15 protein-coding genes and 3 pseudogenes are annotated in these 19,679 nt (G+C 58.2%); 11 read left to right on the plus strand and 7 right to left on the minus strand.

What is annotated here, in order from left to right:
- Window positions 1-59: 59 nt before the first annotated feature.
- Entirely contained in the window at window positions 60-1,118 is a 1,059-nt protein-coding gene (locus tag HDG33_RS29040) for an AraC family transcriptional regulator (protein ID WP_184037365.1), read from the plus strand.
- 238 nt (window positions 1,119-1,356) lie between these two features.
- Here the strand turns inward: HDG33_RS29040 and HDG33_RS29045 are convergent, their stop codons facing one another.
- From HDG33_RS29045 to HDG33_RS38420, 3 genes are all read right to left on the minus strand, one after another.
- Window positions 1,357-2,049, minus strand: a complete 693-nt coding sequence (locus tag HDG33_RS29045; RefSeq protein WP_409259086.1) for a sensor histidine kinase — start codon at window positions 2,047-2,049, stop codon at window positions 1,357-1,359.
- Window positions 1,937-2,278, minus strand: coding sequence for a PAS domain S-box protein (locus tag HDG33_RS38415; protein ID WP_184037370.1), 342 nt, complete (start codon window positions 2,276-2,278; stop codon window positions 1,937-1,939). Before HDG33_RS38415 ends, HDG33_RS29045 begins: the two co-directional genes overlap by 113 nt.
- A gap of 196 nt (window positions 2,279-2,474) precedes the next feature.
- A complete protein-coding gene (locus tag HDG33_RS38420) occupies window positions 2,475-2,882 on the minus strand; it encodes a GAF domain-containing protein (RefSeq protein ID WP_409259087.1) in 408 nt (135 codons plus the stop codon).
- 695 nt (window positions 2,883-3,577) lie between these two features.
- Here HDG33_RS38420 and HDG33_RS29055 point away from each other — a divergent pair.
- Window positions 3,578-4,738, plus strand: a complete 1,161-nt coding sequence (locus HDG33_RS29055) for an IS30 family transposase (RefSeq protein ID WP_184037373.1) — start codon at window positions 3,578-3,580, stop codon at window positions 4,736-4,738.
- 391 nt (window positions 4,739-5,129) lie between these two features.
- Here HDG33_RS29055 and HDG33_RS38425 read toward each other — a convergent pair.
- Window positions 5,130-5,390: pseudogene (locus tag HDG33_RS38425) on the minus strand (AMP-binding enzyme); the annotation flags it as partial.
- 165 nt (window positions 5,391-5,555) lie between these two features.
- On the opposite strand from HDG33_RS38425, the gene HDG33_RS29070 reads away from it, so the two are divergent.
- The 4 genes from HDG33_RS29070 (at window position 5,556) to HDG33_RS29085 (ending at window position 9,063) form a co-directional block, all read left to right on the plus strand.
- Window positions 5,556-5,900 (plus strand): hypothetical protein, encoded by a 345-nt coding sequence (locus tag HDG33_RS29070; protein WP_184037376.1) that lies wholly within the window; start codon window positions 5,556-5,558, stop codon window positions 5,898-5,900.
- Window positions 5,901-6,042: 142 nt separating this feature from the next.
- A complete protein-coding gene (locus tag HDG33_RS29075) occupies window positions 6,043-6,324 on the plus strand; it encodes a hypothetical protein (protein ID WP_184037381.1) in 282 nt (93 codons plus the stop codon).
- Window positions 6,325-6,446: 122 nt separating this feature from the next.
- A complete protein-coding gene (locus tag HDG33_RS29080) occupies window positions 6,447-7,841 on the plus strand; it encodes a dihydrolipoyl dehydrogenase (RefSeq protein ID WP_184037384.1) in 1,395 nt (464 codons plus the stop codon).
- A 685-nt stretch (window positions 7,842-8,526) separates the two neighbouring features.
- Entirely contained in the window at window positions 8,527-9,063 is a 537-nt protein-coding gene (locus HDG33_RS29085; RefSeq protein WP_184037387.1) for a peroxiredoxin-like family protein, read from the plus strand.
- 400 nt (window positions 9,064-9,463) lie between these two features.
- Here the strand turns inward: HDG33_RS29085 and HDG33_RS29090 are convergent.
- Window positions 9,464-10,787, minus strand: a pseudogene (locus HDG33_RS29090) (IS5 family transposase).
- Window positions 10,788-10,987: 200 nt separating this feature from the next.
- A complete protein-coding gene (locus HDG33_RS38430) occupies window positions 10,988-11,146 on the minus strand; it encodes a LuxR C-terminal-related transcriptional regulator (protein WP_221311573.1) in 159 nt (52 codons plus the stop codon).
- A 778-nt stretch (window positions 11,147-11,924) separates the two neighbouring features.
- Here HDG33_RS38430 and HDG33_RS29100 point away from each other — a divergent pair.
- Complete coding sequence (locus tag HDG33_RS29100) at window positions 11,925-13,952, plus strand: sigma-54-dependent Fis family transcriptional regulator (RefSeq protein WP_260330616.1); 2,028 nt, start codon at window positions 11,925-11,927, stop codon at window positions 13,950-13,952.
- Between the two features lie 355 nt (window positions 13,953-14,307).
- Here the strand turns inward: HDG33_RS29100 and HDG33_RS37645 are convergent.
- A pseudogene (locus HDG33_RS37645) lies at window positions 14,308-14,808 on the minus strand (group II intron reverse transcriptase/maturase); the annotation flags it as partial.
- A gap of 115 nt (window positions 14,809-14,923) precedes the next feature.
- Here HDG33_RS37645 and tnpA point away from each other — a divergent pair.
- From tnpA to HDG33_RS29120, 4 genes are all read left to right on the plus strand, one after another.
- Window positions 14,924-15,313 carry an IS66-like element accessory protein TnpA gene (tnpA, locus tag HDG33_RS29105; protein ID WP_184037390.1) on the plus strand — a complete coding sequence of 130 codons (390 nt, stop codon included), beginning with the start codon at window positions 14,924-14,926 and terminating at the stop codon, window positions 15,311-15,313.
- Window positions 15,310-15,645 (plus strand): IS66 family insertion sequence element accessory protein TnpB, encoded by a 336-nt coding sequence (gene tnpB / locus HDG33_RS29110; protein ID WP_184037393.1) that lies wholly within the window; start codon window positions 15,310-15,312, stop codon window positions 15,643-15,645. Before tnpA ends, tnpB begins: the two co-directional genes overlap by 4 nt.
- Window positions 15,646-15,708: 63 nt before the next feature.
- A complete protein-coding gene (tnpC, locus tag HDG33_RS29115; RefSeq protein ID WP_184037395.1) occupies window positions 15,709-17,271 on the plus strand; it encodes an IS66 family transposase in 1,563 nt (520 codons plus the stop codon).
- An 831-nt stretch (window positions 17,272-18,102) separates the two neighbouring features.
- On the plus strand, window positions 18,103-19,677 hold the full coding sequence (locus tag HDG33_RS29120) for an EAL domain-containing protein (RefSeq protein WP_184037398.1): 1,575 nt from the start codon (window positions 18,103-18,105) through the stop codon (window positions 19,675-19,677).
- Window positions 19,678-19,679: the final 2 nt, after the last annotated feature.

Consider the following 19,679-nt stretch of genomic DNA (forward strand, 5'->3'; position numbering starts at 1 on the left):
CCGGTTGCTTAGAGGCGGACGTATGCGAGACAGTTTCACGACAAGTATGGTATATGCCGATGAACGCAAGATTCGCTCTTCGTTTGAACCGGATTCGCTGCAACAGTCTTCCAAGCGCACTGTTCAACGAAGTGAACGAACGCAACCGAAGGACTAGAATCTTGGCAACGCGCGCTGCATCCTCCGTCTCTCAGTTTGATCTGAACAGCCTGATCACTCTCCTCGAGGTTCAGGTAATCGGACTTTCGGAGTGGCTGGTTAGCCCCGGTTTCAAAGTCGTCATCGACGGCCATATTGAGCCGGGACTTTATTACATTCTCTCAGGCACAGGTAAACTTCACGTAAAAAAGAGATCGTCGGTGGAGATGAATCCACACACGCTGATCATCGTTCCGCCCGGGTTCCCGTTGGAACTCGAGGTGCCCGCTTCCAATGGCTCCCCCTCGCTTGCTACCAGCGTCTTCGCGCGCCGGGAAGACGCTGAACTAGTGAACTCTATATATCAGTTTAATGCGGGCGAGTCCGAGCCGAAGACGACAATGATCTGTGGTCTTTTTCAGGCTCGGTATGGCCCGTCAGTCGACCTGTTCAGTACGCTTTCCACTCCCATCGTTGAGCAGTTTGACGCGAGCGACCACCTGGAGCGTCAGTTTAAGACAATGCTCCAGGAACTGGTGGCGAAAGAAATCGCAGCTGGAGCGATGACGGGCGCCTTGTTAAAGCAGGTCATCGTCGCTCTGCTGCGCCGCTCGCTCAAATCGAAAAACCTGTGGGAAGAGCGCTTTTCCTTGCTCAGCGACCCGAAAATTGCGCGGGCCTTCGCTGAAATGGTCGCGGAACCCGGTGCAAATCATACAATTGCAAGCCTCGCAAACGCGGCCAATCAGAGCCGGTCAATCTTCATGTCACGTTTTACCAGTGTCATTGGACGCACGCCGATGCAGCTTTTGCGCGATCTCCGGATGAGGCAGGCAGCCTCCCAGCTTGACATGGGCATTTACACTGTCGATCAGGTCGCCCGCAACTGCGGCTATACAAGCCGCGCCAGCTTTGCACGTGCCTTCAAGGAAGTCCACGGCACAGGACCGCGCGATTATCGCCAGGCGAAGCGCACGTGACGTGCCGCGTCTGGCCGCTCATCTGGGACAATCTCGGCACATGAATCCGGTCAGGGAAACTTCCCGGTTACAATGGCTTGGCCTGGTATGCGACGCTGTCTACACCTCATCCGAGAGCGATGACCCCGGTGCATTCAACCTGTTCTCGGGACAGCCCGCCCGCAGCCTATTGGTCCTCGCACGCGTAAGAACGCAATTCGAAACAAAGGATTGTTCCCTCAGCGGAGCCCGGCTCTACTCACACACGCCCGCCTTGAGCTTCTATGATTGAACGGGAAACGGATAGCCCCATTCCTATATCGTCGGTCCGCGCTGTCGGAGGTGGTTCGAAAATTCGTTCAACGTCTTCATTGTTCAGTGAGACACCGTTATCTTCCACTGTAACGCCCACGAAATCTTCGCTGACTCGCTTAAACGAGACCAACAATTTCTTTGTTCGATCAGACACCGGCGTCATCGCCCTCGTAGCGCGAAACACCAAACTGAGCATGACCTGCTGGACTCGCGCCTTGTCTGCACACACCGAGGTGCCACGTACTTGAAACTTGGTAGAAAGTACAAGATCGTCCAACTGCGCGTCATGCTCTACGAACGCGAGAACTTCCACAATTGCGGCATCAAGGTCGACGTTCGACATCTTGATTGACGGTGTACGAGCAATCGCTTTTAGCCTGGCGGCGATCTCACCCGCCTTGACCGCCGCCTCAATCAGGCCGTACGCCGCTTCGCGTACCGCCCGCAAGTCGGGTTCCGCCCGGTCAAGCCAACGCCGCATCGTCCCCGGATAATTAGCGACTACGCCCAACGGGTAATTGATCTCATGTACCACTGAGCCAGCCAATTCTCCGATTGCAGACGAGCGCAATGCGCCCGCCAGCGCCGCCCTGAGTTGCATAAAAGCTGTTATCCGCGTGGACTCGTTCCGTAACATCAGAAAGTGTCCCGAGCAAACCAGACCTTCTCTTTCGACCAACGATGGGTCGGTCAGCAACTTCAACAACACGGCATTTGCCTTCCTTACACAGTACTCTTGCTTCGATCCGGAAGGGAACAAGGGATGACATCGCATGTTGCAATTCCAGAGCGACATGACGCCTATCGTCCGGATGGATTAGCGCAGTAAAAGCGTCATAGCTAAGGGGTGAACCGAATTGCTCCATCTCGAGTATCCGCGCCCATTCTTCAGACCCAAGCAATTTGCCTCTCGCTACGTTCCATCTCCATGTTTCAACCACGCTCACCGGTTGGTCGTTGAAGCCAGTAGCCGCTATTTTTGAATGCAACGTAGAATAAATAACTTCCAGATGTTGTTCGACAATATCGCGGAACTGAGAGATGAGGCTTTCGCAAACGCCGCTATACCCGTTTTCTCGGCTGTCCCAGAACGCAGATGGTGCCGAACGGCTCTTGGCCCGGCCACGAAATCGGTAACCCCAGATATGAAATCATGCGAAGCTTCACGTCGGGGTTGTCGTTCCACTCCGCGTCCAGGAGTGCATTATTTACTAGCAGCGGTGCTCCCGTCCTAAAAACTCTTTCGCAGTACAGGCCAGAGTTCCAGACTAATTCGCTATGACCCGGTGTATATGGATTCTCAGACGTATGGCTCGAACCTAACACTTCAATTGAGTCCCCTCGCAAGTGCATTATTAATGCCGCAGGTACCTGAATGGTGTCCGCCATGACGTCGACGATGGATTTCGCCTCCAGCCCTTTAACTCGGTATCGAATCGCGGCCAGGTCCGTCGAAACTCGCCTCGTCATGAAACAACAGCGACCATCTCAAGGCGGTCGTCACGGACGGAGATCAAACGCTCATATCGAACTAGCGAACTTCTGAGTCGGAAAGCAGGATTTGCGATGTGCCGGTGTGCCATAACCTCTCTTGCTCACTTCGGAGATTGGCTCGGCAATTTTTGCGTCGGGCATTGAGGCGAGTGCTCTGCCGTCGATGCGGTCGCGGAGCGTAGGCACCTGCCCGGAAGCATGCAGACGAGCGAAATTTATGAGGTCTCCTACTTCCGTCATCCTATGTTCAGAACCACAAAATCCGGACGTCGTATTACTCACTTCAATAGATTTTACCGGCACAGTCAGAACCGTCGACATTGCGCAAACAATGCCTATGGCCGACAGCCATCTTGTTAAATCTGTGACCTTGAGGAATCGCTCGTCGACAAGTGCGCTGCTTGAGCGCCGCTTGACTTTCCGCAGAGTTGTATTGCGATTTTCGGCGCCACTTCAGATATCTACATAGACAATGCATATTCACCCCGGTCGGTGGCCCATCAATGACGGAAAGAAAGACGATATGCGATGGGCCGATCAATTTCGTCATCGGTTAATAATAGCGGTAAGTAATTAGAACACTAATCGCTCGAATCGACAGCATAGGACCGGCGGATTCAACCGGTGGATGCAACACAATGAACGCTGCATGAGCGGCGGGAGTGTTGCAAATGAAACAGCGACGCCGGATTTACTACAGCGAGAAGCAGAAAGCGCTGATGTGGGAGCGCTGGCGGCAGGGTGAGTCGCTCCAGCATATCGCCCAGCTTTTCGATCGCCACCACTCGTCCGTGCAACGGATTATCGGCGAAACCGGTGGAATCCAGCCGGCACAGCGACATCGCTCGCGGCTGGCGCTAACATTAGCCGAGCGGGAGGAGATATCGAGAGCACTTGTTGCTGGCGATTCAATCCAGTCAATCGCCAGTCGGCTTTCGCGGGCTCCCTCTACCATCTGCCGCGAGATCAAACGCAACAGTGGACCGGATGGCTATCGGGCAAGCCACGCCGATCAGCTTGCATGGGATCGGGCGCAGCGTCCCAAACCCTGTAAGCTGGTCGAACACCGGATGTTGGCACGCATCGTGGCAGACAAACTTCAACTGGAGTGGTCGCCCGAGCAGATCGCCGGATGGCTCAAGCGCGCGTACCCGGACAACGAGGATTACCACGTGTCACACGAGACCATCTACCGCAGTCTCTTCATCCAGGCCCGTGGTGCCTTGAAGAAGGAATTGCTGGAACATTTGCGGCGTACCCGGGTCATGCGGCGTTCCCGCCACTACACGCAGAAGACGGGCGACCACGGCAGGATCCGCGACACAGTGTCGATCAGCGAACGTCCACCCACGGTCGAGGACCGCGCAGTGCCCGGACATTGGGAAGGTGATCTGCTTTGCGGCAGCGGGAGCAGCCAGATTGCGACGCTCGTCGAACGCCAGACACGCTATGTCATGCTGGTGAAGATTGCCAGCAAGGACAGCGAGGTGGTTGCCAATGCGCTCATCAAACATGCCTGCAAATTGCCGCAGGAACTCTACAAATCGCTAACCTGGGATCGCGGTACGGAAATGGCCAGCCACAAGCGCTTTACTGTTGCGACTGACATTGCCGTCTACTTCTGCGACCCACAACATCCCTGGCAGCGAGGGTCGAACGAGAACACGAATGGACTGTTGAGGCAGTACTTCCCGAAAGGCACCGACCTCTCGGTGTATTCACAGGCCAAACTCAATGCTGTGGCGAGACGCCTCAATGAACGTCCGAGGAAGACATTGAACTACGAAACGCCAGCCGAGCGCTTTAACCAAACTATTGCATCCACCGGTTGAATCCGCCACCATATCGCCCTCAGCGACCGAATTTCGTTACTGCGTAACGGCCGGATGAGGTACCCTACTTTGTCGACGATTACGGGCGAATTTCGTGCAGGTAACCGTGGCTGTCAATGCCCCCGATGTCGTTCGTGTGCAGATAACCACCAGCCCACAACCTTTCGGACGCAGCGGGATCGCCGACGTACTCGTAGATGAGCCACGGTGCTCTTGCCACGATCTCGCCGCTGGTTTTGCCGTCATGCGCGACGTCGTGCGTCTGTTCGTCGACAATGCGCAGCTCGACGAGCGGGACCGGCAGCTCCGCTCGCGTGCGCATGTCGAGCTCGTGGGACGTGCTGGCAGCTGTGGCGGCTTGACCTGCGCAGGCGTGAGGGTCGGCCCCAAGTACAGCGTACTTCGAAATGACGCCGCAAATCGCGTATTCCTTCCAGTGCTTCTGAATGGACTGCTCGTTGGTATTCTCAACGGCCTTCAGCACGATCAACGGCAGCGGGCGTTCGCCCCATTTAGCGTCTTTCACGCAGATGACGGCGACTTCAGCAACAGCCGGATGCACGAAAATAAGATCTTCCAGTTCGAGCGACGACACCCATTCGCCGTCGGACTTTATGACATCCTTGAGTCGATCGGTAATACGTCTGCGCCCCCAACGCGACTTACCTCAGACGTTATCAGATGTTTCCCGGTGACCAACAACGACTTGTGCCAATTCCGCGTCAGTGTTTCGGTGGAATAGAGTCGCTGGAATCGGCCATGCTCGTTACAGAGTAACAAAACACCTAAAGTTCAGATCGGTACAAGTGCTGCTTATTTGCTTTGTTCAGATCGCAGCCATTGCCGCCGCCGATTAGAGCCGTGGGCCTGGCAGTATTACCTCGGCAAACGCGGCGACGAGGCATCGCAAGAAGCGTCCAACGAAGCCGCCAGCTTACGCAAGGCATATGAGGAACTGTTTGTCGCCCAGGCCACAGGCAAGACGATTCGCAAGAACATCATCATCGTCGACGTTCTGACAGTGTATGACCAGATTTGTGCGTTGAAACTGACGGGCGAGCCTGACGACGACTGGCGCGCGGTCAGAGACTTTCTTAGAGCGGGGTACCTGCAAGCGCCTGCGGGAAGTGGCGGAAGACGCAAGGAGTATTCACATTCTTGATCATGGCATGCAGTTGCGTCAGGCGCTGTCACAAGATTGGAGGAGTAACGGCAGATACCAGAACGCCCTTGAAATAGTGAGGCGGTCTTCAATCAACAATACTTTCTCAACGGGCACAAGACCCGAGTCGGGCGTTGTCGTCATGAACATGCACAAGGCCAAAGGCAAGCAGTTCGACGAAGTGATCATCTTCGGAGGATGGCCGGTTAGTCGGAAAGGAGGGCCGCCTTTCAATGGTGACAGAATTGTGCGCTTAAACATGCCCGAGAACATTGATGACCACGCTCGTCAGTCGCCCTGCGTCAGCGTCACGCGAGCGCAGCACCAAGTAACTATTCTGACGCCCGGAAGCGTTTCTTGCGCCCTGCTCGTTAGCCAATCACTTGAGCCGAATAAGCATTTCTTTGAGCCGTTTGAGGATTAACACGCTGGACGGCAGACCGTATAGTGTCAAGTGTGCAATGCAAACCGATTCTACTGGACGGCAGCGAGCCGCGCGGCGCAGCTCATTGAGTCCGCAACCCGACCGTCAGAGCGAGATCCAACTTGATGACGCTTCATATCGATGTTGCCGTAATTGGCGCAGGCAGCGCAGGCTTGCCTGCATTCCGCGCAGCGAAGGCGGCGGGCGCGAGTGTCGTGCTGATCGAGGGTGGCGCATATGGGACGACCTGTGCGCGCGTCGGCTGTATGCCGTCGAAGCTGCTGATCGCCGCCGCCGAAGCGGCGCATGCGGCGCGCAGCACGGCGCCGTTCGGCGTGCATGTCGACGGCGCCGTGCGTATCGACGGCCGTGAAGTGATGGCGCGCGTCAAGCGCGAACGGGACCGTTTCGTTGGCTTCGTCGTCGAATCCACGGAAATCATTCCCGACGAAGAACGGCTAATCGGCTATGCTCAGTTCATCGACGACAACGTGCTGCAAGTTGGCGACCATACGCGCGTCTATGCCGAGCGCGTAGTGATCGCCACGGGTTCGTCTCCGTACGTGCCCGTGATGTATCAGGCGCTCGGCGAACGCGCGATCGTTAACGACGACGTGTTCGCGTGGGACGACCTGCCGCGCAAGGTCGCCGTGGTCGGCGCGGGCGTGATCGGGCTGGAACTCGGTCAGGCGCTTGCATGGCTCGGCGTCGAGGTGACGATGCTGGGCGCCCGCGGTCGCGTCGGTCCGTTAAGCGACCCTGCGATCAAGGCCTACGGGCGCAAGGTGATCAACGACGTATTCCACTTCGAGCCACATGCGCAAGTCGAAGCGGCGACGCTTGAAGACGACAGCGTGCATCTGCGATACCGCGACAGTGCCGGTGACTTGCACGAAGACACATTCGACTATGTGCTGGTCACGGCCGGCCGCCGTCCGAACATGGACAGGCTCGCGCTGCACAACACGACGCTCGAACTCGATGCGCGCGGTGTACCTGTGTTCGATCCGCTGACGCTGCAGGCGGGCACACATCCCGTGTTCATCGCGGGCGATGCGAACGACGTGCTGCCGCTCTTGCACGAAGCCGCAGACGAAGGCCGTTCGGCCGGCGAGAACGCAGCGCGCTTTCCTGATGTGAAGCCACTGGAACGTCGCGCGCCGATCTCCGTGGTGTTCACCGAACCAGGAATTGCGATGGTCGGTGCCCGCCACTCGGACTTGGCGGCGGGGTCGTTCCTGACAGGTGAAGTGAGCTTCGAAGACCAAGGCCGCAGCCGCGTGATGCTGCGCAATCGCGGACTGATGCACGTATATGCCGACAAGGTGACGCGCCGCTTTGTGGGCGCCGAGTGGATCGGGCCCGACGCAGAGCATATTGCGCATCTGCTTGCATGGGCGCTGCAGATGAAGCTCACGGTAGATGTGATGCTGACAATGCCGTTCTATCACCCCGTCGTTGAGGAAGGGCTGCGGACCGCATTGCGCAATGTGGTCGCGCAACTACCGAACGCTTAGCAAAAGGGATAATGTTAAGGCATGCCCGCTGCGGCGATGAATGTGACGAACGTCGCGATGCGCCTCGCCTGAACTGGTCCGACTACGTTCGTCGCGATAGCACCCAGCGAAACAAGGCCTGTGAGCGCCGCAACGCAAGCATTGTGGCTTGGGAGCGGCAATCAACAATCGGCGCTCGGTGCCGTCGGTACTGTGCCTGCGGCGGCCGGCAAGACGATTGACTCCGTCCGCGTTTCCTCGCACGATCGGGCTAGCGTAGTTACAGACATAGGTCTCGCGGCGGCAGAAACGTTACGTCGATATTCTTGCAACGCCCATTAGCGGCCCACCGCTGACACCGTTAGACGACCGCGGCTTTTTCCCCTCTGTTATGCGGTAACCACGTCTGCGGGTCAGCACGGGCCTGCCACCTGCATTGGGAGATAATTGTTCTGTCGATGCGAGTTGTCTTTTCCGATGGGAGCGCGGATTTGATCGTTCGCTCGGACGCTTGATGTTGCCCAGTTGTCCGTCCCGACAATGTGGCACCTTAAGTCGCTTCCCGAATTCCGCGAGCGTATTTGGGGGCTCGGCACTTGCCTGGTCGCCCGCCCAGAGAGTGCCAGGAGGCGTCAGTCGCCTTGGCTTCGACGTTCGAGCCTTTGCGTCAACGGGCGAGGATCATTTGTAGGAAAGGAGTTGCGCCATGCTTGCCCCCCGTCGAACGGCACCCGCACTTGTCGTTGATACCGTGAACCACGCTTCGTTCGATCTAGCCTCAAAGAGGCCGGGGCGAATGACGCTGATCTATTTTTATCGAGGCCTTCATTGCGGGGTTTGCGCGACGTATCTACAGGAGTTGGAACGCCTGACGCCGGAATTCGCTGAACGAGGGGTCACGACGATTGCCATCAGTTCTGATAGCAAAGCTCGCGCGAGAGGGATGCAGAAAAAGATCGCTGCTAACAACTTGCGCATCGGCTACGAACTTCCGTTAACAGTAGCTCGGAAATGGGGACTCTTTATCTCGACATCTCGTAGTAAGTCATCCATCGGAATCGAAGAGCTTGAAATTTTCTTCGAGTCTGGTCTGTTTCTGGTGCGTGCCGATCGGACGATCCACTATCTTTCCGTCCAGTCGATACCTCTCTTGCGCCCCAATTTCGAGGAGCTGCTGCACGCTCTCGACTTCCTGATCGAACATGATTACCCGACGCGCGGCGAGTACGTCGGCGCGTTATGACCCTTGAAGCCGATTAGTCCGCTCTGGAGAAGTGCGACAGGCCGGTGTGCTCGGCGCTCTCCGATCACGTTGCTTGTCGGCACCGCTCGGAGATGCCTCTCTCACTGCAACAGGCCTCGGGTGACATGCGCGCGCGGATTATTGAATAGACACCGTTCGCCGCCGCGGGAGGCTTGTTCCGTGCTCAGAGTTCGCGAGAATGCATTTAACGCGGCAAAAAGCGTAACAAAGCAACTGGCATAGCACGGCGTCGCAGATCATCCAGCCTCATCTCTGTGAAATCTCTCTACTCGGAGGATGCATCGTACCAGGGTAAGAAATATCCAGATTGGTTTTAATTTAGCGGCGTCGAATTGTTAAATAGTCCGTCCTGAACAATTCGTTTTTCCAACCACCGGGGTTACGGCGATTGGAGCCCAGCAATGCGACGGTTGAGCAAGGCAGCCAGAATAAAGGCGCAAAGAAGCCGCAGCTTTCTGAGGATCATCCGAAGATTGTGGCCTGCGCCGCACAGCACCGCGTGCATCGCATCGCCGAGCGCGCCCTTGAGCCAGTTGCGATCGAGTTTTCCGTCTGTCTTCATGTGACCGATGGCTGGCTCGATTGCGCTGCGCCGTCTGATCATCGCGCGTAGCCCGCGTGTGATGCCCCGACGCAAGCCCGGATGGTAGATCTTCACGCCATCGACGGCGACACCCTTGTAGCCACGGTCGACGATGGCGACCTCCGGCGTGGCGTCGCACAGGATCGCCGCCTGCTCTAGCGCTTCAGCCAGCGTGTGCCCGTCGTACGGATTGCCTGGCATCGAGCGCATGCCAACCACCAGTCCTTCCTTGTGGGTCGTCGTGATCGACACTTTCACCCCGAATTCGTACGGCTTGCGCGCCTTGCCCTTGGCCAGGCACTCGACTTCCGGTGCATGCAGTGCATAAAGCTTGTTCTTGTCCTTCGGCTTCTGCGTCAGGATGCGCCTCGTGCGGGCGATCAGTTCCGTTAATTCAGCGCAGCCTGGGTCGCCCGCCTGGGCGACCTGCCGCTCCACATCGCGCATTACCCGCCCAACGCGCGAACGCAGCGTGCGCAATGCTTTCCTCATGCGTTTGTACTGTTTCGCGTGAGCGTAGCGGCCAATCTGCAGCGCTAGATGCGGCGCCTCGCGGTTGTAGTTCTGCCTCAGTTTCAGACCGTGCCGTGCCGCGGCCTTCACCAGATGGTCGCGACACCGTTCGAGCAATCGCGAATCGGTTGGGTGGGCGATCGCCTTCTCCATGACGGTCGTATCAACAATCACGCGCTTGACGCTCGAGGCCTTGATCACGCGAGCGCGTTTTGCAGCTTCGATTGTCTCGGCCAGCAACTCTTCAACGCCGGATTCGCCCAGTCGCTTGCGCCAGCGCGTCAGGCTCGACGGGTCGATCGGAGGTTCGGTCTGCAGATAGGTCTCGCCGGTGAACACCTGCCAATACGGGTTCTCCACCCATTGCCAGACGACCTCTTCGTCGGACAGGTCGAACGCATGGCTGCAAATACAGCAGCCCAGCGATCAGCCTGGGAGACGTCGCTGGTCGCCCCTTGCGCGATACAAAGCTTTCGCTCATTGATGCGCCAAGTCGCTCCCAGTTGATGAGGTCGGCCAAACGTATCAACGGATGCTTCAGGTTGATCTGTTCGCGCAGCGGTTGGCGGAAGAAATCTCCCTCCGTCACAGGCGTCTTCGGACCCATCCGCACCTCGTCGAAAAATGCAGGATTCTCACGTTAATGTGCCAGGTTCCTGCAAATCTCACAACACCATTTCGGCCTCAAAGCTCCGCCGCACAAGGTTCTCTGAATTGTTCAGGTTGGACTAAATAATTAGATGTCCGTCACGTGCCATCGCGTAATTTCCACGACTTGAGGCCGAGTGATTCAGATGCGCCTCCATTCTAACCAGCTTTGCGACCGACTTTGCTTTCATTTCTTTGCACCAAATTCGATCGATTTGCCTTGATTGTTATTTCGCTGAGATACAGTTCCGAAGCGATCTGCTTATTCATTAAGCCCTGCGCCACAAGGGCTAATATGTTTCTCTCCCCGCGTGTCAAAGATAAATACCGGACAAGGAGGCCTTTCGTCTACGGTCAATCTCTCGACGACGATGGTCATATTCGATCGCAGCCTTAACGGAATCTAGCATTTCCTGACTGCGGAAAGGTTTGCCCAAAAAATTCAACGCACCGGCCTACATCGCGTCAACCGTCGTCCGGATGTCGCCGTAAGCAGAAGTAAAAATTATCGGCACGTTAAAATGCCCACTACGCAGTCGACGTTGAAGTGCAAGCCGCCATTCCAGGCATACGAACATTAAGAATAAAACAGTTTGCGTCCGCGAATCCGTCATTATTGCAATCGTCAAGCTCCTCTAATATATCTTGGGCAGAGGGAAACTTCTTGACCACAATGCCAACAGAATTGAGCAACTCTGATATCGCTTCGCGCACTGAATAATTATCGTCGACCACGAAAACTATGGGCGGGGCATTATCGTTGGTCGTAAGCTCAGATGTTTGCAATGTCACAATATCCTCCTGCTTTCTGCGGTCTAGGGAGACGCCGCGGCGCGACCGGCATGATTCCCACTTTGTAGAGGTCACTCCTGAATTGTCTCGTCTGATGTTCGCCCCCGCTCGAGCTGCGGTACAACCCCTCCACATGCATCGGCCGTGCCAAGACGAACAAGCTCCGCGCATCTTTTTGATTTCATTGAAACTATTGCCCAACGACTTCCAAGTTCATAGTCGTGCATCCCGCCAGCGTTCGATTTTCGTACGCTAGAGGCATAGAATTCAAACGATCGGGGAAGGACACCCGACAGGAGGCGTAATGAGAAGGGCGAGCACATCAGCCGATTGGTTTTCGCACCCGGATCAGGATGCAAACATCATGTCGGCGTGGGAACGCATGATTGAAGGAAGCAGGCCACCCGCCAGCGCTGTACGCGCGATCATTGACGCCTCGTGGCATCGATGCCTGGATGGTCGCGTGGATCCCGAGACGATGCGCGCGCCGCCACCGCTCGAAGAAGGACAGCTCTTTGACTTGCGCGCCAGGAACGACCAACTGATGCGCGCCAGCGTACCGCTTATCGATCAGACAAACGAGTTTCTTTCACAGACGGGGACCATCCTCTTGCTCACGGATCCGCATGGGCTGATTCTCGAGAATGCTGGAGACACGCGCCTCCTCCAACCAGCGGGCGAGATTCACTTGGTCCCGGGTTGCACTTGGAGCGAAATAAGTGCCGGGACCAACGCGATCGGCACTGCCTTAGCGGTGCGGCGGCCAGTGCAGATTCATGGCTCCGAGCATTTCTGTGCGGGGATCAAACGCTGGACGTGCTCAGCTACAGTAATCCACGATCCGTTCGACGGTACGATACTCGGCGTTCTGGATGTCTCGGGGCTTGCTCGAACCTATGATCGGCATAGTTTGGCGTTCATTGTCTCAATGGCCGGGCGTATCGAGGGTAGCCTCGGCAAGTTCACCATGGAACGACGACTGCGGCTGATGGCGCGTTGCTGGGCCTATTGCTCCGGGCGCGCGGAAGGCGTGATTGTCGTGGACGATCGCGGGCGCCTCGTAAGGGCGAATCCGCCGGCGCAGGTCGCATTTGCTCGGCTCGGTATATCGGGCGCCCTGGAAAGCGCTTTTCCCATCCCAGAGATCGGGAGAATCGCCGCGGGCTCGCCGTCGCCGCAAGGAGCGTCGTGGTTGCGCCTCGCTCGAATCGAAACGGTCTCGGAAGGCAGCGAGATACTTGGTTTCATGCTGATTGCCCCGGCCGTCGCGGACCGCTCCGTCCTGCTTTCCGACTTGACACCCACCGCCGCATCAACGCCTGCGCCGGCGTTCTGCCGCCTTATCGGCTCGAGCCCGGCTCTGTGTGTGACGATCCAGAAAGCGCAGCAGCTCGCCAGAGCTACTGTTCCGGTTCTGCTCCTCGGAGAGACAGGCGTGGGCAAGGAACTGTTTGCGCGAGGCATCCATGAGGCCAGCACGAGGGCACATGGTCCCTTCGTGGCACTGAATTGCGGCAGCTTGTCCCGAGACCTGTTGACTAGCGAGCTTTTTGGTTACGCAGAAGGCGCATTTACGGGCGCACGCAGATCAGGCATGGCCGGAAAAATCGAGGCAGCGGACGGCGGCACATTGTTCCTCGACGAAATCGGAGAAATGCCCCTCGATATCCAACCGCATTTGCTACGGGTGTTGGAAGAAGGCGAGGTCCTTCGACTGGGAGAAAACACCGCCCGTAAGGTCAATTTCCGTTTGATCGCCGCAACTCATCGCGACTTGCGAGCGGAAATTGCTGATGGAAGCTTCCGCGCTGATCTTTACTATCGGCTGGCCGTAACCAACATCGAGATCCCCCCACTACGCGAACGCAAGACAGACTTGCCCGACCTGCTCGAACACTGGCTAAGCGTCTCCCGAGACCGCTTTGGCGTGGGCAACGTCGTAATCGATGACACGGCATTCGAGTGTTTGATGAACTACGCGTGGCCCGGCAACGTGCGCGAATTGCGCAATGCGATTGAAGGCGCTGTGCTGATGGCATGCGACGGCGTTATCAGGATCCGCGACCTACCAGCCGAAATCCACACGCCTTCGGTTTCTGCAGGTGCGCAAGATTCGCCAAATGCCGGAGCCTCCGAGGCAGTACCCCGGGAGGTGCGTTCACTTGACGCGGTGGAAGCCGAGTCAATAAGGCTCGCGATACAGAAGTATCGCGGAGATCTCACCGCGGCGGCTGTTCAACTTGGAATTGCGAAGAGCACGCTGTATCAGAAGGTCGCGAAATACGGACTTACGGACGACATTGCGACCGCCCGTCGAAAGTTTTCAAGCTAAGGCGGTTTGCAAAGACCAGTCTGTGCCTTGCGACACGTTAAAGAAGACAAGCTTTGCTGGAAACAGCGAAGTGTTATGACGACGACGTCAAGGTGAGGACACTGAAAGGTTGTCGCTTGCACATTGCAAACTCTCGGTCGATTGCACCCGTGATACCTGCGGGCTCGCCATTCGAGGGTCGGCAAGTTACCGTCGGGCGCTTGGCGAGTAGAATGTGATTTGTAAAAGTCTGCACTTGGTCGGCCAGACGATGTCCGATAGTCCGGCTCGATTCGGCCGAGGATTGCGGTAGGGATGCCCATTACTGAGCACCCCCCGCACAGATCCCGGCGTGCCCGATTCGGGCACCGGGCTCCTACCTCGGGTGTTTGACGGCGAAGCGTCGATCAGGCCAGGGATGAAGGATTCGAGGGGGCGGAAGCCAGGCATTGGCGATTCGTCTCATTCGCTCCCACGTCATGGCGTCCTTCTGACTGCGCCGCCGGAGCGTGCGCCGCCATAAATCGGTGACGTGATGACGGAATGCGACGAGTGCCCGCGAGTTGGTAGGCACCGCGTGATACGCGAAGTATCCGCGAACCACCTGCCTGAGCCATTGCCCTTGCACTGGAATCGGTTCGTGCATGCGCTTCCGTAGTGCCTCCTTGATCTGCCTGAGTCTCGCCCGCATGCGATCCCCTCGGGTCTTCCGCTGTAACTGGAAAGCCCCGCGACGAGACGTGCCGCAGATATAGATGAAACCCAGAAAGGTGAAGGTCTCTGGTCGGCCAAGACCCCGACTCTGGCGGTTAGCCGCTGCATAGCGGCCGAACTCCAGCAGCCTCGTCTTGTCCGGATGTAGCTCAAGCGAGAACTGCGCACCCGACTAGCCCCGAAGTCTTCGGTAAGGGTCCGGTGAAGTCACGTTGAAGTGTGTGGTCTGCGCATAGGAGCATCGTGTCCATCAAAAACGTGATGGAGACGTGTACACGATGGCGGACAACGACCGGGTTGATGATGAAGTGGTGCCGGCAATAGAGCGTCGCAAACACAGCCGGGAATTCAAGGAGATGGTGGTACGGGCGGCGATGCAACCGCACGTCTCGATCGCAGCGGTGGCGCTGCATTACCGGCTGAACGCGAACCTGCTGCGCCGATGGGTGGTGGCAGCCCGGCAGCGCGCGGCCGACATGTCTGAGCCAGACGAAGCGCAGCAACCGCTGGCGGCGGCATTCGTGCCGCTGCAACTCGAAGCGCCGCCGGCGGCCAAACCGGGCGAGATTCGCATCGAGGTCCGTCGCGGCGCGACCACGGTGACGCTCTACTGGCCGTTGTCGGCGGCCGACGATTGCACGGCGTGGTTACAGGGATGGTTGCGATGATCCGCATCGACGCGATCTGGCTGGCCACCGAGCCCGTGGACATGCGTGCGGGCGCCGATACGCTGCTCGCGCGCGTAGTAAAGGTGTTCGGCGCGGCGCGCCCCCACCATGCCTATCTGTTTGCCAACCGGCATTCGACGCGAATGAAGGTGCTGGTCTACGATGGTCTGGGAATCTGGCTGGCCACGCGGCGCCTGAATCGCGGGCGATTCATCTGGAGCAACGGCGAGCGGTCCGTTTCACTGCCGCTCAATGAGGAACAGTTGCGGGCGCTGGTCGCGGGACTGCCGTGGCGCACACTGGCAAGCGATCACGCCATTACCGTGGTGTGATGTCGACGCGCACGTAAACAGTTTCGCTTCCTGATGTGTGATGTGTCTGGCAGACTCGGTGTCATGGACCTGCCTGTCGACCTCTCCACGCTCAGCGCCGACCAGCTTCGCACACTGGCCGCGGGGCTGGCCGCCCAGCTCGCGGACAGGGAACGCGAAGTCGGTGAGAAGGAACGGGAGCTGCAGTATCGGCAAACCCGCATCGACCAGCTCACGCATGAGCTCTCGGTCATCAAGCGGCAACAGTTTGGTAAGCGCAGCGAGCAGCTCAATACGGAACAGATGAGCCTGCTCGACGAGGCGATCGAGACGGATCTGGCCGCGATCGAAGCCGAGCTCGATCAGCTTCAGCCAGACACGCCCGAGCGCACATCACGACAGCAACGTCCCCGACGCGCGCCGTTGCCTGCGCATCTGCCACGAACCGACATTCATCACGATCCGGATGCCACGACGTGTCACTGCGGCTGCGAGCTTGAGCGCATAGGCGAAGACATCAACGAGAAGCTTGACTACACGCCGGGCGTGTTCACCGTCGAGCGACATATCCGCGGCAAGTGGGTGTGCCGTCAATGCGAGACGCTGACGCAGGCGCCCGTGCCCGCGCACATCATCGACAAGGGCATTCCCACGGCCTCGCTGCTGGCATGGGTGCTGGTGTCGAAGTTCTCCGATCATCTGCCGCTTTACCGGCTTGAGCGCATCTGCGCGCGCGCGGGTCTGGCGATCCCACAGTCGACGTTGGGCGACTGGGTGGGTGTGTGCGGCGTGCGACTGCAGCCGCTGGTTGATGCCCTGCGCGAACACCTGCTGCGTGAGCTTGTGCTGCATGCTGATGAAACGCCTGTGCAGATGCTCAGCCCCGGCAAGGGCAAGACGCACCGTGCGTATCTCTGGGCGTACGCCACGACCCAGTACTGCTCACTCAAGGCGGTGATATACGACTTTGCCGACAGCCGTGCTGGTGAGCATGCGCGCGCATTCCTGGGCGACTGGCAGGGCAAGCTGGTGTGCGACGACTTTAGCGGCTACAAGAAAAGTTTTACCCAGGGCGTCACGGAAATGGGCTGTGCCGCGCACGCGCGGCGCGCGTTCTTCGAGCTGCATGCCAACCATCAGAGCGAGATCGCCGGGCAAGCGCTGAAATACTTCGGCACGCTGTACGAAATCGAACGTGAAGCAGCAGTGCTTGATCCCGATGCGCGGCGTGTGCTGCGGCAGGCCCGGTCGCGACCAGTCATGGATGCCCTGCACGGGTGGATGAGTGCGCAGCGGCGCCTGGTTCCAGAGGGTTCAGGAATCGCGAAAGCACTCGACTACAACCTCAATCGGTGGGAGGCGCTCACGCGCTATCTCGATGATGGGCACGTGCCAATGTGCAATAACTGGGTTGAGAACCAGATCCGTCCGTGGGCGACCGGCAGGAAAAACTGGTTATTCGCAGGCTCACTTCGCGCCGGCAAACGCGCCGCTGCCATCATGAGCCTGCTCCGCTCGGCGCAACTGAACGGGCACGAACCGCTCGCCTATCTGAAGGACGTGCTCACGCGCCTTCCAACACATCGCGCTGCCGACATCAACCAGTTGCTGCCTCATCGTTGGAAACCTGACGTAGCCGCGATATAGACCCCGCTCACGCCAGCGCTACCTGCCGTGCCTTCCCCGGGCGCTTACAGTCTTCGCGCTTCGGACCACGATTGGTGGAGCGTGCTCACGACAATATCGGCGCGTGCACACGCTCATTAATATGGTCTCCGTGCCCGGTCGCAAACCTCGCATGTGCCGCAAATTCAGGTATCGCGCGGATCGCATCGACCACCTGCTTCGACTGGGTCAGTCGTGCATTCGAATTGCCTTGGCGTACCTTTGTGACGCGGACACCAAAGAAGTCATGATGATCGAAACGCACCTGCAGGTCATTCCAGCAACTTTTGCAGGTGTGGTAATTGATTACTCGATACAGGGTACAAAGTAGTCCAAACGTCCAAACTCTCGTCGATTGTCCACGCAAATTGGCACGGCGCCTTCCTCGGCCGCGGGCGACTTGCGCGCCGTTGCCGGGTAACGAAAGTGGAGTTGATCGAAGGCCACATCAAGATCGAGGACGACTGTGTGATCGCGACGCTTTACCTCAACACGCCGTAATTGGACTCGTACTTTGGTATCCGAATCGTTACGCAGTAACGGCTCGAATACCGTGATCAAAGGAGGAACAAATCGTACTATAGCGGCGCCCACGCGTTCTGAACCGCGTACCCCCGGCGCAATGATTACGTTGCGCGCGATCAGTAGTCACGTTCACCGGAATACGCACTCGCGAGCGACGCCGTAGTGTCCATAGCTATTAGCTAACAATTGTCATCATTCTTTGTATCCGGGACTGCGGGTTCGCGCCTTAGGGATTATTTTTCGCGACGATTACAGGCACCCACAGATCGCCCGTCCTACTGCATTTCCATGCAAGATCACCGTTTGAAAACGGCGACCATTGACGCATTCTGGTTACCGCGTAACAAGCGAATATGCACGACGACATTGATTCTGGTGTTATCGGTGCCGTTCGCCCGGGCCGCGCCGACGCAGGAGTTTGCGAGCACTCGGGCGCCAAGCGCGATCGCTGCGCCAGCGTCGCCAGCGGCCGAACCAGTTTCCGCGGAACCCGCCGCGCCCGTTCTGTTTGGTACGGAGTGCACCCCTCCTTCGTTCCTGCTGATACCTGCAACGCTGGGTGGGGTGGATGCGACTCTCATCGAGCCAACAGGCGGGCGGCAGCTGCATTGCATCTCATTGCTCAACACAAGGAACGTTTGGCGCGCAGCTTCCGTCTCGCAGCCGGTAGCGCGTGTGACAGGTCGCGCCCCGTCGACAACCACGGGCGCGGCAGCCGAAGGCCTGACCGGCGCGGAGTCCGGCAGCGACAGTGGCACCCCCGCTCCAGCCTCCTTCCCGGTCATTACTTTTCGGATGCTGGGGTTAGCAGATCCATCAGTAACTCCACTTCTGCCGACCGGCTGCGCTCAGGATGGTGTGTGCGATCGTCTCGCAGCGACTGCATCGCCCGCACGGCCTGAGAGGATCGATGACGCGGACGGCTCGGCGCGCGAGCCGGTTGCCCGGCCGCGCAAGCCTGCAAGGACACCGATCAACCCCCGCCTGCCTTCATGGCTGGGCCTCTGGCTGGCGTCATGGCTGATGCTGCTGGGCCTGAGTGCGCTGGCATGGATTTACTTCAAACGCCGATTCGGCCCCGACGCCCGGCTCGTTCGCGCTGCCCGGTCGGGATTAAGGAAGGGTGAATTCCGTCTGGAATACCAGCCGGTGGTCAGCCTCCGCGACGGCAGGTGCGTGGGCGTCGAGGCGCTGATCCGCTGGAACAACCCGGAGCACGGGTCGCTGGGGCCAGCGCATTACATGGGCCGTCTCGAGCACACGGCGCTAATTGGCCCGCTTACCCGGTTCGTGCTTTCAACGGCGGCCCGCGAACTTGGACCGCTGATGGCCGACAGTCCGCTGTACATCGGCGTTAATGTCTCCAGCTCACATGTGCAGAGCGCAACGTTTGTGTCGGATGTGCGCAGGGCTGGCAAACGGATCCTTTCCCGGCTGGTCCTGCATATGCCGGAGAGTCAATGCGCAAGGCCGACGGCGAATGTCCTCAATGCACTTGCGGCTTTAAGAGCAAAAAAGGTGCGCTTTGCACTCTCGGGCGTGGGTGCGTCCCTCGTGGATCCAGACCTGATCAAGGTGTATGCCTTCGAGCTCGTGAAGATCGACCGCCAGGTACTGGCTCTTGAAACGGATGAACGCAGGCGGTGCCTGACAGCGGTAGTCGATGCGTCTCGCCTGTTCGGCGCGACCGTCGTTGCGGAAGGAGTGGAAAGCGCGGGCCATCACACGGTGGTAAGCCAGTCAGGAGCCGATTTCGGGCAGGGATTCTTCTATGGTCGAACCATGGTCATTAGCCTTCTGCGCACGTTTCTTGAGGCTGGCGGAACGTCGCTGCGGATGCAAAAGAAACGGCGCTGGCGATGAGA

The organism is Paraburkholderia sp. Cpub6 (assembly GCF_014201065.1).
Classification (GTDB): Bacteria; Pseudomonadota; Gammaproteobacteria; order Burkholderiales; family Burkholderiaceae; genus Paraburkholderia; species Paraburkholderia tuberum.

Coding starts and splice junctions, on each gene's coding strand:
- tnpA (WP_184037390.1), top strand. CDS start 14,924: ATGGCGGACAACGACCGGGTTGATGATGAAGTGGTGCCGGCAATAGAG.
- HDG33_RS29085 (WP_184037387.1), top strand. CDS start 8,527: ATGCTTGCCCCCCGTCGAACGGCACCCGCACTTGTCGTTGATACCGTG.
- HDG33_RS29045 (WP_409259086.1), bottom strand. CDS start 2,049: ATGTTACGGAACGAGTCCACGCGGATAACAGCTTTTATGCAACTCAGG.
- HDG33_RS29100 (WP_260330616.1), top strand. CDS start 11,925: ATGAGAAGGGCGAGCACATCAGCCGATTGGTTTTCGCACCCGGATCAG.
- HDG33_RS29040 (WP_184037365.1), top strand. CDS start 60: ATGAACGCAAGATTCGCTCTTCGTTTGAACCGGATTCGCTGCAACAGT.
- HDG33_RS38415 (WP_184037370.1), bottom strand. CDS start 2,278: ATGGAGCAATTCGGTTCACCCCTTAGCTATGACGCTTTTACTGCGCTA.
- tnpB (WP_184037393.1), top strand. CDS start 15,310: ATGATCCGCATCGACGCGATCTGGCTGGCCACCGAGCCCGTGGACATG.
- HDG33_RS29055 (WP_184037373.1), top strand. CDS start 3,578: ATGAAACAGCGACGCCGGATTTACTACAGCGAGAAGCAGAAAGCGCTG.
- HDG33_RS29075 (WP_184037381.1), top strand. CDS start 6,043: ATGAACATGCACAAGGCCAAAGGCAAGCAGTTCGACGAAGTGATCATC.
- HDG33_RS38420 (WP_409259087.1), bottom strand. CDS start 2,882: ATGACGAGGCGAGTTTCGACGGACCTGGCCGCGATTCGATACCGAGTT.
- HDG33_RS29120 (WP_184037398.1), top strand. CDS start 18,103: ATGCAAGATCACCGTTTGAAAACGGCGACCATTGACGCATTCTGGTTA.
- tnpC (WP_184037395.1), top strand. CDS start 15,709: ATGGACCTGCCTGTCGACCTCTCCACGCTCAGCGCCGACCAGCTTCGC.